Genomic DNA, 12,433 nt, shown 5'->3' on the forward strand with positions numbered 1-12,433 from the left:
CTTGGGCCGCCTAGGGCGCCGCGGGCCTGACGAAGATCCCGATGCCGTTCGGCACGGCCCGCTGCACCCCGCCGCTGGGGTGGTTGAGGACGCTCACCTTCGCCGCCCCGTCCTGCCGCGCCACCAGTGTCGACGAGCCGCCGCCGTCCAGGTTGACGGCGTCCGAAGCGCCCAAGCCCTTCATGGTGGCGGCCAGTTCCGACACGGTCAGCCCCGACCTGAAGCCGGGCCCGCCGTCCAGGGCGAGCAACAGCAGCCGGGTGCCGTCGCCGCCGACGCCCGCCGCCGTGCGGACCGCCGCCGTCACCCCGTCCAGCCCGCCCAGTGGCTCCCCGCCGCGCAGCACCGGGAACCCGCCCACGGCGAAGCGGTACGTCACGTCGGGCGCGGCCCCGGCCGCCACCAGCTTGTGCCGGACGCTCACCACGTCCCCGACCGCCAGCTTGCGCAGCTCCCGCGCGCCCGCCTCACGCCCCACCACCACCTCGGTGCCGGGCTCGATCACGCCCCTGCCGGGCGTCTCGGCGACCGCCTCCACCTTGCCGCCGCGCACGGTCACCTCGTACGTCTCCTCACTGCACGGCGCGGAGCGCTGGGTGTCCGTGCCGCAGGTGGCGCGGACGCGTGAGGCGCCGCCCCAGTCCTTGGTGAACACTCCGACGGACCCCACCGGCAGCGCGTACTGGTTCAGCCCGCCGAGCGGCAGCTCGCCGTACGGCGTCGACACGGCGCCGTCCAGGACCAGTTCCCCGACCCGGGCCCTGCCGTCGTCGCCCACACCCAGCACCTGGCGGGCGTTCGTCCCGGGCGGCAGCGCGGGCCCGAACCGCTGCCCGTCCGGTACCGCCGCCTTCAGCGGCCGGCCGTCCGCGACCGCGGGCCCGACCGGTGCGCCGGTGGCCTCCACGCCCGGGTGCTGGGTCTCGCTGATGTGGAAGAAGTCACCGTTGACCCCGGCCGTCGCGCCCGCGCCGTCGGCGAGCACCGACAGCGCCGAACGCGCCGCGACCACCCCCGGATACAGCAGCCCGGCCGACACCCGCGCGTCCGCCAGGTCCGCCGACAGCACATGGGCCCTCGCCGTACCGCGTGCCGACGGGATGTCGACCGTGCGGTACTCCACGCCCGTCGCGATCCGGGACCAGGCCGCGGCAGGAGCCGCGGGCGGGGCACCGGCCAGCCCCGCGCTCAGCAGGGCGGCCACCAGCAGCAGAGCCGTACGCGTCCGCGTCACAGTCCCCCCAGGGGAGTAGGTCGGGGCAACGGGGCACCTCACTCGGGTCTCCGAAGAGCTGCCCCGCCCCGGGCCTCCGCGAACCGACCAACCGACGAAGGGTCAGAAAAGGTACGCCGTACGGGTGTCGCCCCGGTCACCCGTACGCGCGGTTGCGCTCCAGCCACCCCCGGGCGTAGTCCACGGCGGCCGCCAGCTCCACCAGCCGGCACGTCGACGCCGAACCGACCGCGCCCTGCCGTACGGCACCGGGACGGTCGCGCTCCAGCTCCGCCCCGAGGGCGGCGAAGTCACCGTCGTCCAGGTCGACGTCCTCGTACGACCACCAACGCCGCGCGTGACCCACGCGGATGACACACCGGTAGGTGCGGCGCGGCGGCCGCGTCACCCGGTACTCCCCGAGGTGGAACGCCGTGCACCGGTCGTACCCGGTCCCCAGCAGCAGGATCCGCGCCCCGAGCTCGTACAGCCGGGCCAGCGGCGAGTGCTCCCCCAGATGGCAGTCGGGACGGTGGCCGGACACCACCCGTACGGCCTGCGGGCCCAGCGCCGCGAAGGACGTCTGCGGATGAGCGCTGCGCACCGCGCCGGCCGTGGTGCGCACGAGCTCGGGCAGCACCCCGACCCCCGTGTCCGAGGGCATGGTCGCCGCGTCGTACGCCGGCATCGCCGCCCGCACCGCCGCGCGCTCCGCCTCGCCGAGGCCCCGCACCCGTTCCCGGTACGCGGGTGAGGTGTCCGAGTTGCGGGCGGTGAACGTGGGCGCCACCACCGTGCCGTCCGCCCCGAGCACCCCGCGCAGCGCCCGCAGCACCGTCGCGCCGCCCCCCGCCACCGGTCCGACCGCCCGCAGCGACGCGTGCACCAGCACCACCCCGCCCGGCTCCACGCCCAGGGCGGCGAGGTCCTCGCGCAGTCGCTCCTCGGTGTGCGTTCCGTTCCCGGCCACGTCTCCCCGTCCCCTCCTGAGGCAGGCTGGTGCGCGGTCATCGTAGGCGGCGGCCCCCGCCCGTCCCCGGCCGGGGTGAAGCCGTTCAGGACACCGTTCGATTCCGTCGCGTAGAGTGGGCGCGGGCCGTGACTGGCGCTTGGGTGGAGTACCACCGGGGAGCGGCCTGACGGGACCGACGTCGATGCCGCGCGCCTGGGCGAGCCACCGCGACGCTCAGGAGTCCCCATGTCCACGACCTCGCCCACCGCCCGCCTCATGGACGGCAGCGGCCTCGCCCGCCGGCTCGTCGAGGAGACCGCCGCCCGCGCGGCCGAGTTCACCCGCCGCACCGGCACCCGCCCCTGCCTCGCCACCGTCCTGGTCGGCGAGGACCCGGCGTCCGTGACGTACGTCAAGATGAAGCGCGCCCGCTGCGAGAAGGCCGGAATCAGCTCCCGGCACGTCGAACTGCCCGCCGCGACCACCACCGCCGAACTGGTCGCCACCCTCCGGTCCCTGTCGGCGGACCCGGAGGTGCACGGCATCCTGCTCCAGCACCCGGCCGGTCCCCACATCGACGAGCGGGCCGCCTTCGAGGCCATCGACCCGGCCAAGGACGTCGACGGCGTGACCATCAGCTCCTTCGCGACGATGAGCTTCGGCCTGCCCGGCTTCGTCTCCTGCACCCCGGGCGGCATCATGCGGCTCCTCGACGCGTACGACGTCGACCCGGCCGGCAAGCGGGCCGTCGTCGTCGGCCGCAGCGCCATCCTCGGCAAGCCCGCCGGCATGATGCTGCTGGCGCGCAACGCCACCGTGACGTACTGCCACTCGTACACGCCCGCCGCCGACCTGTCGGCCGCCGTGCGGGAGGCCGACATCGTGGTCGCCGCCGTCGGACGGCCCCGCTTCATCAAGGGCGAGGACATCAAGCCCGGCGCCGTCGTGATCGACGCCGGCTACAACGAGGGCAACGTCGGCGACGTCGACTTCGAGACCGCGGCGGCCCGGGCGGGCCTGATCACCCCGGTGCCGGGTGGCGTCGGGCCGATGACCATCGCGCTGCTCCTCGCGCAGACGGTGGACGCGGCGGAGCGGCAGCTCGGCGCGTAACCCGGGCCCGGGCATGCACCGCCCGCCGCCCGCCACCTTGTGCAGGCGGAGAGCGGTGCATGGCCCTACCCCGCCGCCTCCGCCAGCGCCGACGCCGGGTCCGGTGCGGCCGGGCCCGCCGGCGCCCAGCGGCCGCCCTCCTTGCGGTACGGCCACCAGCGGCCGTCCCCGCCCAGCCGGAGCTGGACGTCCGCGCCCGGCACCGTCCAGCGGCCGGGGGCGGCCGCCCGCAGCGTGGGCCGCTCGCCGTCCTCCCACGCCTCCGTGAGCAGCGCCTCCGCCCGGGCGAGGAGCTCCGGGGCGGGCGCGGCGTCTCCCTCCAGTACGGCGAGAGCCGCGGGGCCGCCGAGGCGCCACGCGCGCGTGGCCAGGTGCAGGTCCGCCTGCCGCCGGCCGGTCGCGACGGCCAGCCGTACGGCGGCCCAGGACGACGCGCCGTCCGGCGCCGGCGCCGCCGCCAGCCGTACGGCGTCCTGATCAGGCGTCAGCGCGGGTTCGAGGGGCTGGACCTCATGGCCGGGTGCGAGCGCGTCCGCCAGCATCCGGTGCGCCCGCGCCGCCGCGTCCGCCGCGAGGAGCTCCAGCGCGGCCGGGTCGACTCCCGGGGCGGGCTTCGCCTCCGTGTCCAGCACGGGCGGCTCGCCCGGCTGCCCGGGCAGCGGGGGAGGGGCGGGCAGGGGAGGCAGGATGTCCCGCGCGGCGAAGGCCTCGTCGGCCCGTACGCCCGCGGACACGACGGCCTCCTCGCGGTCGCCGTCGCCCTCCCCGTCAGCCCCCTCCTCCCGCGCGGCGCGCGCCGCGCTCCGTATCTGCAACTCGTCCAGCAGCCGCCGCTCCCCGCGCCCCCGTACGAGCAGCAGCACGAACGGGTCCTGGTCCAGCAGCCGCGCCACCTGGTAGCAGAGGGCCGCCGTGTGCGGACAGTGGTCCCAGGCGTCGCACGCGCACTCCGGCTCCAGGTCACCGATGCCCGGCAGCAGCTCGATGCCGGCCGCCGCCGCGTCCTCCACGAGGTGCGGCGGCATGTCCCGGTCCAGCAGCGCCGCGATGTGCCCCGCCCGGGCCGCCGCCATGTCGAGGAACCGGTCCCACTCCTCGTCCGTCAGCTCCTGGAGCAGGACGTCGCTGCGCAGCGCCGTGCCGTCCCGGTCCGTCACGACCGCGGTGATCCGCCCCGGCCGAACCGACACCGCTCCCACGGCGCCGTCACGCGCGTGCTTGCGGCCCTTCTTCAGCTGCTGCCCGTCGAGCGCCGTGTCCTCCAGGGCCTTCAGCCACGCCCGGCCCCACCAGGTCCGGGCGAAACCCCCGCCTCCCACGGGAGGCAGCGCCGCGAACGTACGCTCCATGTCGCCTTGACGATTCATCGTCCGCTCCCTCGCAGCTCCACCATCTCCGCCAGTTCGGCGTCGGTCAGTTCGGTCAGCGCGGCCTCGCCCGCGCCGAGGACGGCGTCGGCCAGCTCCTTCTTGCGCGCCAGCATGGCGGCGATCCGGTCCTCGACGGTGCCCTCGGCAATGAGCCGGTGCACCTGCACGGGCTGGGTCTGGCCGATCCGGTACGCCCGGTCCGTCGCCTGCGCCTCGACGGCAGGGTTCCACCAGCGGTCGTAGTGCACGACATGCCCGGCGCGCGTGAGGTTGAGCCCGGTGCCGGCGGCCTTCAGCGACAGCAGGAAGACAGGCACCTCACCATCCTGGAACCGGGCCACCATCGCCTCCCGCTCGGCCACCGGGGTGCCGCCGTGCAGGAACTGCGTCCGTACGCCGCGTGCCGCGAGGTGCCGCTCCAGCAGCCGCGCCATGCGCACGTACTGGGTGAACACGAGCACGCTCGCCCCCTCGGCGAGGAGGGTGTCGAGCAGCTCGTCCAGCAGCTCCAGCTTCCCCGACCGGCCGGCGATCCGGGGATCGTCCTCCTTCAGGTACTGGGCGGGGTGGTTGCAGATCTGCTTGAGCGCGGTGAGCAGCTTGACCACCAGTCCGCGCCGCTCCATGCCGTCCGCCTCGGCGACGGCCGCCAGCGTCTCGCGCACCATCGCCTCGTACAGCCCGGCCTGTTCGGCGGTCAGCGACACGGCGTGGTCGGTCTCCGTCTTCGGCGGCAGCTCCGGCGCGATCCCGGGGTCGGACTTGCGGCGGCGCAGCAGGAACGGCCGGACCAGCGCCGCCAGCCGCTCGGCGGCGGCCGGGTCGGCGCCGCCCTCCACCGCCTGGGCGTAGCGGCTGCGGAACGTACCCAGCCGGCCCAGCAGTCCGGGTGTGGTCCAGTCGAGGATGGCCCACAGCTCGGAGAGGTTGTTCTCCACCGGTGTGCCGGTCAGCGCCACGCGTGCGCGCGCCCCGATGGTGCGCAGCTGCCGGGCGGTCGCCGAGTAGGGGTTCTTGACGTGCTGCGCCTCGTCGATGACGACCATGCCCCAGCTCACCCCCGCGAGCCGCTCCGCGTCGAGCCGCATGGTGCCGTACGTGGTCAGCACGAACCCGCCGTCGGCCAGGTCGTCCAGGTCGCGCGCCGGGCCGTGGAAGCGGCGCACCGGGGTGCCCGGCGCGAACTTCTCCACCTCCCGCTGCCAGTTGCCCATCAGGGAGGTGGGGCAGACGACGAGCGTGGGGCCCGCGGCGGTCGGATCGGTCTGCCGGTGCAGATGGAGCGCGATCAGGGTGATCGTCTTGCCCAGGCCCATGTCGTCGGCGAGACAGGCACCGAGGCCGAGGGAGGTCATGCGGTGCAGCCAGTTCAGGCCGCGCAGCTGGTAGTCGCGCAGGGTCGCGGCGAGGGCCGCCGGCTGCGCGACCTCCTGCGTCCCGCCCTCCGGGTCCGCGAGCCGGTCCCGCAGCGCCCGCAGCCACCCCGTCGCCTGGACGTCGACCCGGCGGCCGTCCACGTCGGTGCTGCCGGTGAGGACGGCGCCGAGCGCGTCGACCGGGGTGAGGGCGCGGTTCCGCGTGTCACGGGCCCGCCGTACCTCCTCCGGGTCGATCAGGACCCACTGGTCGCGCAGCCGCACGACGGGACGCGCGGCTTCGGCCAGCCGGTCGAGCTCGGCCCGCGTGAGGGGCTGATCGCCCAGCGCGAAGCGCCAGTCGAAGGCGAGCAGCGCGTCGGCGGAGAGGAACGACGGCAGCGCCGAGGTCTCTCCGTTCGCCCCGCCCTTCGCCCCGCCCGCAGCGCCGTCGTCCGCGTCGTCCTCCGGTGGGCCGATCACCGCACGCGCGGTCAGCGAACGCGCCAGTTGCTTCGGCCAGTGCACCTGTACGCCGGTCGCCGCCAGCGCCCGCGCCGCCTCGCCCAGCAGCTCGACGACCTCCTCGTCGGCGAGGTCGACCGCGTCCGGGACGGCGGCCGACAGCAGCGGGGCCAGCGGCGGCCAGGCGCGCGCGGCACGGCGCAGCGCGACCAGCGCGTCCATCCGGGCGCTCGCGCCGCCGACTTCGGGGGCCGCGCCCGACCACACGTCGGCGGCGTCGACGACCAGGGCCGGATCGCTGACGCTGTGCATCTGCACGACGGCACGGAAGGCGGGGCCCTCCGCCGTGTCCAGCCCTTCGATGGTGTCCAGCCTCGTCGCCTCGACGCGCAGCGACAGCCGTACGCCCGCGTCGTGGCCGGCCGCCACGTCCGCCGCCCATGCGCGCTGCTCCGGCACGTGCTGCGGGGCCCGCTCCGCGTACGCGCCGCCTCCCGCGAGGAGCGGCGCGGCGGGTGTACGCGGCAGGGTGTCGGCGACCGCGTCCAGGAACGCCCGCAGCAGCCGCTCGGGTTCGGGCAGCAGGACCATGCCGTCGTCCGTCGTGCCGACGGGCACCGCGTGGGCGTCGGGGGGCATCGAAGCGGCCAGCGTACGCAGCCGTTCCAGGTCCTCGGCGGAGAGCGGTCCCACCCGCCACGCGTCGTGGTCCGTCGCCGTCAGCCCGGGCAACAGGCGCCCACGCGCCACCAGTTGGAGGGCAAGCAGGGCGGCCGCGCCCCAGAACGCCACGGAGGGGGAGGCATGCGGTGACAGGCGCGCCCGGGTGAGCAGGGGCAGAGCGTCGGACACGGGGACCATCAGCGCCCGTACGGTCCGGGCGGCCGGCCCGTCGTCCGCGCCGTCCACGACGGCGGTGAGGTCCCCGACCGCGGCGGCGTACGCCGCCGCGGGCTCGGCGCCGTCGGGGAACAGGAACCCGAAGCGTCCGGTACGCGCGGGGTCGTCGGCCAGGAAGACCGCCGAACAGCGGGCGAGGAGGGGGAGTTGAGCGAGCGGGGCGACGTCGGGTTCAGGGGAGGGCGTTGCTTCGGTGAGTCTCTGCACAGCGCTGACGCATTCCTCAAATTTGACTAGTGCTAGTCGGAGCGGCCGAGAGTACCCGAACGCATCCCGCAACGCGCCCAAGATCGTGGTGACATACCCCACTTCGCCCCCAGGGTGCAGCCAGCACCACCCCAGTACCCTGGAAAGCCCCCGCCCGCTTCCGGGTGGTGGTGCCATGGCTCTGGGCGCTCGCTCATCCGTACGTTCATCAGGTCGGCGCATATCCGCGCAACGGACCTACACCCCGGAGAATCCATGCCTCAGGCCTTTGCCACCCTTGCTGCCCCCCTACCCGCGCCGCCCCCCGCCGCCGCCCGGGGCACCCAGCGCACCGGCAGCGAGTTCACGCCCCTGCTGCGCACCGTCAAGGAGCAAGGACTGCTGGAGCGCCGCACCGGCTGGTACGCGCTCGGCATCACGGCCAACCTGCTCGCGCTGGCGGCCGTCGCCGTCGGGCTGATGCTCTTCGGGCACTCCTGGTGGTCCCTGCTGCTCGCGGTCCCGCTGGCCGTCCTGTCCGCGCGGGCCGGCTTCTTCGCCCATGACGCGGGCCACGCCCAGATCGGCGCCGACAAGCGCAAGGACCGCCTGATCCAGCTGCTCCACGCCAATCTGCTGCTCGGCATGAGCCAGGAGTGGTGGAACGACAAGCACAACCGCCACCACGCCAACCCCAACCACGAGGAGAAGGACCCCGACGTCGCTCCGGACGTCCTGGTCTTCTCCCGGCATCAGGCCGAGGGCCGCACCGGCTTCCGCGGCTGGCTCGCCCGCCACCAGGCGTGGCTCTTCTTCCCGCTGACCACCCTCGAAGGGCTCGCCCTGAAGGTGTACGGCTTCCAGGCGCTGTTCTCCAAGGACGGACCGCGCCAGACCCGGCGCGAGCGCCTCGTCGAGGGCGGCCTGCTGTTCGCCCACGTCGCCGGTTACGCCACCCTGCTGCTGACCACCATGTCCGTCGGACAGGCCGTGGTCTTCGCACTGATCCACCAGATGCTGCTCGGCGTTCACCTGGGCATGGCCTTCGCGCCCAACCACAAGGGCATGGAAGTCCCCGACCCGGACGGCGAGCCGTGGGGCCATCTGCGCCGCCAGGTGCTCACCTCCCGCAACATCCGCGGCGGCGCCCTCACCGACTGGTTCCTCGGCGGTCTGAACTACCAGGTCGAGCACCACCTCTTCCCGAACATGCCCCGCCCCCACCTGCGGCTGGCCCAGCCCCTGGTCCGCGCCCACTGCCGCGCGCTCGGCATCCGGTACACCGAGACCGGCTTCGTCGACTCGTACCGCCAGGCCCTGGGTCATCTGCACCAGGTCGGCGAGCCGCTGCGCGCCGCGTAGACCCCGGGCGGGGAACCTGGACGCCCGATGCGGCGTTCTCAAGGACAGAGAGCGGCCTCGCGGCCGTCAAGGAGGCGTCGAAGATGTCGACAAGGACCAAAATCGTCATCGGGGGAGTGGCCGTCGGCCTCCTCCTGATGCCACTGATCGGATTCTGGCTGTCCCTGCTGGTGCTCCTCGGCGTGCCCGCCGTGGCCTACCTGGCTCTGGACCCCGGCCAGCGGCGCAGGCTGCGGCGCGTCGGACGCAAGGAGTTGGGCCGCTAGGTCACCGTCAGCCGGCGGCTACCATGCCCGTGGTCAGCCAGTGATCATCGGTGTCATCCAGGGATCTTCCGTACGGGAGAGGGGAGCTCCACGCGATGGGCGGGACGGTCACGACCGTCAGCAGCCACGGGGAGCACGCGTTCAGCAAGGCGAACCGGCCGGCGATCACGCTGCTGGCAGGGCTCGGCGTGGAGGGGGACGCCCACGCGGGCGTCACGGTCCAGCACCGCTCCCGCGTCGCTCGGGATCCCACCCAGCCCAACCTCCGCCAAGTGCACCTCATCCACGAGGAGCTCTTCGACGAGGTCGCCGCCGCGGGCTTCACCGTCGCCCCCGGCGAGCTCGGGGAGAACATCACCACCCGCGGTATCGATCTGCTCGGCCTGCCGACCGGCACCCTGCTGCGCATAGGCCGAGAGGCCGTCGTCGAGGTCACCGGCCTGCGCAACCCCTGCGGGCAGATCGACGGCTTCCGGGCCGGGCTGCTGAAGCAGGTCGTCGGCCGCGACGAGGAGACGGGTGAGATCGTCCGCAAGGCCGGGATCATGGGCATCGTGAGGACCGGCGGCGTGGTCCGCCCCGGCGACCCGATCGAGGCCGAGCTCCCGGACGGGCCGCACCACCCGCTGGAACGGGTCTGAGCCGGGCGCACCGGGGTACCGGATACCCGACCGCGCCACACGGCCGGACAGTGCCACACGGCCGGAGGGAGAGACCATGGACGAGGACGACGAGCGGCGCAAGGGTCCCGGCGAGGACGTGCCCGTGGGGAACGAGCGAGGCATCCCGCGGGACCTGCCGGACGAACAAGCGGGGAACGGCTCCGACCACTGGGACGCCGACCTCTCGCGGGCGGCGGACGACACCCGCGGCGGCACCCCCGCCGGAGAGCCGGCCCCCGTCGACGACCCCGAGGGCGGTCAGCCCGCCGAGGAGCCGGCCCCCGACGAACCCACCGGCTGAGCACTCAGGCCGGACGTACCGCCATCGCGTCGAGGGCTGCCAGCAGGCCGGGCAGCCGCGGCCCACGCCCCACGGGCAGCACCTCGCGCGGCAGGGCGTCGAGCAGGACGAAGGCGATGTCGTCCGTCCGCGCCACCAGCGACCAGCCCGGCCCGTCCGCCCGCAGCAGCCGCGCGCCGTCGGGCGCGAAACCGGAGCGCACCCGCCCCAGAGGCGGCGGGTCCTCCAGATAGCCGCCCAGCTCCTCCAGCACGCGCCGCAACTCCGCCCGGCCCCGCCCCGACGCTTCCTCACCGCCGTCGGACGCACCGGCAGAAGCCTCGCGGCCTGCGACGCCCGACACGCCCGGCGCGTCCGACGTGCCCGGCGCGTCCGCCGCGGCTTCCGGAGGCGCGAAGTCACCGTCCCCGAGCCGGCTCCGCCAGGACGCCCAGTGCAGCGCGACCTCGTCCGCGCCCAACCGCCGCAGTGCCGGGCCCCAGACACCGGCGTCCGGAGGCCGTAGCGGGCCCGGCTCACCGGGTCCCGGCACCGGGTCGTGCGGCGCAGGCAGCCCCGGCGCGGCGACCGCGAGCTCCAGCGGCCAGCCCGGCAGCGCCATGACCACGCTGCGCTCGTCGGGGGAGAGGTCGTACTCCATCCCGCAGTCCCACGACGCGATCGCGACGGCGACCAGCGACACGTCGTCGACGGCCACCGTCCACCGCGCGCCGTCGCCGTCCTGCCCGAGCACCAGCCCGTACCCGTCGGCGTACGGCTCCAGGCCCATCGCCGCGCACGCCTCGGGATAGTCGTCCCCGAGCACGCTCGGGAACTGCGCGGGCGTCAGCAGCGCGGCCGTCAGCACGTACAGCGCGTCGTCCTCCGCCGCCCCGCCGACCGCCCCACCGGCCACCCCGCCCTCGGCCTCCCCGGCCTTCCGCGTTCCGGCCATGGCAGCCCTCCCTCCGGTCCCTCCGGTCGCCCGACCGTCGTTCCGGTCGCTTGCGGGCGCACCTTAACCAGCGAGTAACCCCCGCGTCGAGGGGCCTGCCGTCCGATCACCTCAGGCGGCGGGCAGACCGAGGAGGCTGCGCGCCACGCTCTGGGGGGACTCGTCCCGCTCCCGTGCGAGAGCGATGACCGCCCGGCAGGCCAGCTCGCCGACCCCGAACGACAGCGCCTCGGGCGACACCCACCCCGCGGCCTCCTCCATCCGGTCCTGGTCGTCCTCCGCGGACGCGGACACGTACACCGCCGCCGCCTCGAAGAGGTTGTGCTGCCGGACGCGGACGCGGACGCGGGCAGAGCCGTTCTCACGGCCCGGCACCGGGGACTTGGGGAACCTGGGGTACTTGAAGAATGTGCGGAGTCTGCTGAACACCGGGCCCACCTTCCCCTCGACGCCGACTGCCCCTCCAACGTAGGGCCCGCCACCCGGCTGCAGAAGAGGACCGTCAGTACTGACGTTCGTCCCGTACGGCGAGGGCCAGGAACCGGTGGTCCTCGTCCGCGTACGACACCATCCGCCACCCCGAACCCGCCAGCAGGGGACGCAGGTTCGGCTCGGCGCGCAGGTCGTCGGCGGTGATCTGCCGACCATGGCGCGCGGCCAGGGCGGCGCGGCCGACCGGATGGAACAGCGCCAGCCGTCCGCCCGGCCGTACGACGCGGGCCAGCTCCCGCAGATCGTCGGCCGGCCGCGGCAGGTGCGAGATGAGGCCGGCGCCGAAGACGGCGTCCAGGACGCCGTCGCGCAGCGGCAGCCGGGCCACGTCCGCGAGCAGCAGCGCTCCGCTGCCGCCGCGCCCGGCCCGTACCGCCGCCGCCAGCATCGCGGCGGTGACGTCCACCCCGATGACCGTGCCCGCCGGCCCCACGGCGTCCCGCAGGGGCGGGAGGGCGCGTCCGGTGCCGCAGCCCGCGTCGAGGACCGCGTCGCCGGGGCGCAGCCCGAGTTCGTGGACGGCCGCCGCGTAAGCGGGGCCGTCGTCGGGGAACCGCGTGTCCCAGTCCGCCGCCCGGGCGGTGAAGAACTCCTGCACATCCGTGTGGTCATCGGCCATACGGACATGATCCCTCACACGCCGGCCCGGGCTCGGGCTACGGGCTACTTCTCCTCGTAGTCGTCCCGGTCGACCCCCGCCTCCTCCAGTGCCTCGCGCATGGTGCGGCCGCCCTCCTGCCGCTCCCTGTCGCGCTCCCGCGCCTCCTTGTCCGGTCGGGCGGCCGAGGTGTCGTCGGTCGTCCTCGACTTGGGGCGGTTCTCCTCGGGAACGGTCATCGCTGAACCCTTCTGTGTCGTCGGA

Annotated in this window: 13 protein-coding genes and 1 riboswitch; of the genes, 5 read left to right on the forward strand and 8 right to left on the reverse strand. The window is 74.8% G+C overall.

Features of this window, described 5'->3' with window-relative positions; all coding sequences use genetic code 11:
• Positions 1 to 10: 10 nt before the first annotated feature.
• Both ACIRNI_RS22195 and ACIRNI_RS22200 read right to left on the reverse strand, forming a co-directional pair.
• Positions 11 to 1,234, reverse strand: a complete 1,224-nt coding sequence (locus tag ACIRNI_RS22195) for a phosphodiester glycosidase family protein (protein WP_403553513.1) — start codon at positions 1,232 to 1,234, stop codon at positions 11 to 13.
• A gap of 136 nt (positions 1,235 to 1,370) precedes the next feature.
• Positions 1,371 to 2,183, reverse strand: coding sequence for an aminoglycoside N(3)-acetyltransferase (locus ACIRNI_RS22200; RefSeq protein WP_403553515.1), 813 nt, complete (start codon positions 2,181 to 2,183; stop codon positions 1,371 to 1,373).
• A 118-nt stretch (positions 2,184 to 2,301) separates the two neighbouring features.
• Positions 2,302 to 2,391, forward strand: a riboswitch (ZMP/ZTP riboswitch).
• A gap of 20 nt (positions 2,392 to 2,411) precedes the next feature.
• Here ACIRNI_RS22200 and ACIRNI_RS22205 point away from each other — a divergent pair.
• Positions 2,412 to 3,278: a bifunctional 5,10-methylenetetrahydrofolate dehydrogenase/5,10-methenyltetrahydrofolate cyclohydrolase gene (locus ACIRNI_RS22205; protein WP_403553517.1), complete on the forward strand. Its 867-nt coding sequence runs from the start codon at positions 2,412 to 2,414 to the stop codon at positions 3,276 to 3,278.
• Between the two features lie 65 nt (positions 3,279 to 3,343).
• On the opposite strand, the gene ACIRNI_RS22210 is transcribed toward ACIRNI_RS22205, so the two are convergent.
• Both ACIRNI_RS22210 and ACIRNI_RS22215 read right to left on the reverse strand, forming a co-directional pair.
• Positions 3,344 to 4,645, reverse strand: a complete 1,302-nt coding sequence (locus ACIRNI_RS22210; RefSeq protein WP_403553519.1) for an SWF or SNF family helicase — start codon at positions 4,643 to 4,645, stop codon at positions 3,344 to 3,346.
• Positions 4,642 to 7,575 carry an SNF2-related protein gene (locus ACIRNI_RS22215; protein ID WP_403553521.1) on the reverse strand — a complete coding sequence of 978 codons (2,934 nt, stop codon included), beginning with the start codon at positions 7,573 to 7,575 and terminating at the stop codon, positions 4,642 to 4,644. The genes ACIRNI_RS22210 and ACIRNI_RS22215 overlap by 4 nt, the downstream gene beginning before the upstream one ends.
• Positions 7,576 to 7,830: 255 nt before the next feature.
• Here ACIRNI_RS22215 and ACIRNI_RS22220 point away from each other — a divergent pair, with 255 nt between their 5' ends.
• The 4 genes from ACIRNI_RS22220 to ACIRNI_RS22235 all read left to right on the forward strand — a co-directional run bounded on the left by ACIRNI_RS22220 (position 7,831) and on the right by ACIRNI_RS22235 (position 10,145).
• A complete protein-coding gene (locus ACIRNI_RS22220; protein ID WP_403553523.1) occupies positions 7,831 to 8,916 on the forward strand; it encodes an acyl-CoA desaturase in 1,086 nt (361 codons plus the stop codon).
• 83 nt (positions 8,917 to 8,999) lie between these two features.
• Positions 9,000 to 9,182 (forward strand): hypothetical protein, encoded by a 183-nt coding sequence (locus tag ACIRNI_RS22225; protein ID WP_355361460.1) that lies wholly within the window; start codon positions 9,000 to 9,002, stop codon positions 9,180 to 9,182.
• 95 nt (positions 9,183 to 9,277) lie between these two features.
• Positions 9,278 to 9,823: an MOSC domain-containing protein gene (locus tag ACIRNI_RS22230; RefSeq protein ID WP_403553525.1), complete on the forward strand. Its 546-nt coding sequence runs from the start codon at positions 9,278 to 9,280 to the stop codon at positions 9,821 to 9,823.
• Positions 9,824 to 9,899: 76 nt separating this feature from the next.
• The gene (locus ACIRNI_RS22235) at positions 9,900 to 10,145 is read left to right on the forward strand and encodes a hypothetical protein (protein ID WP_355361456.1); all 246 of its coding nucleotides are present in this window, start codon (positions 9,900 to 9,902) and stop codon (positions 10,143 to 10,145) included.
• 4 nt (positions 10,146 to 10,149) lie between these two features.
• Here ACIRNI_RS22235 and ACIRNI_RS22240 read toward each other — a convergent pair whose 3' ends face one another.
• From ACIRNI_RS22240 to ACIRNI_RS22255, 4 genes are all read right to left on the reverse strand, one after another.
• Entirely contained in the window at positions 10,150 to 11,079 is a 930-nt protein-coding gene (locus ACIRNI_RS22240; protein WP_403553528.1) for a hypothetical protein, read from the reverse strand.
• A gap of 111 nt (positions 11,080 to 11,190) precedes the next feature.
• Positions 11,191 to 11,454: a hypothetical protein gene (locus tag ACIRNI_RS22245; protein WP_403553773.1), complete on the reverse strand. Its 264-nt coding sequence runs from the start codon at positions 11,452 to 11,454 to the stop codon at positions 11,191 to 11,193.
• Between the two features lie 127 nt (positions 11,455 to 11,581).
• A complete protein-coding gene (locus ACIRNI_RS22250; protein ID WP_403553530.1) occupies positions 11,582 to 12,190 on the reverse strand; it encodes a class I SAM-dependent methyltransferase in 609 nt (202 codons plus the stop codon).
• A gap of 44 nt (positions 12,191 to 12,234) precedes the next feature.
• Entirely contained in the window at positions 12,235 to 12,408 is a 174-nt protein-coding gene (locus ACIRNI_RS22255) for a hypothetical protein (protein WP_403553532.1), read from the reverse strand.
• Between the last annotated feature and the right edge of the window lie 25 nt (positions 12,409 to 12,433).

The organism is Streptomyces sp. NPDC093546, assembly GCF_044765045.1.
Taxonomy (GTDB): Bacteria; Actinomycetota; Actinomycetes; order Streptomycetales; family Streptomycetaceae; genus Streptomyces.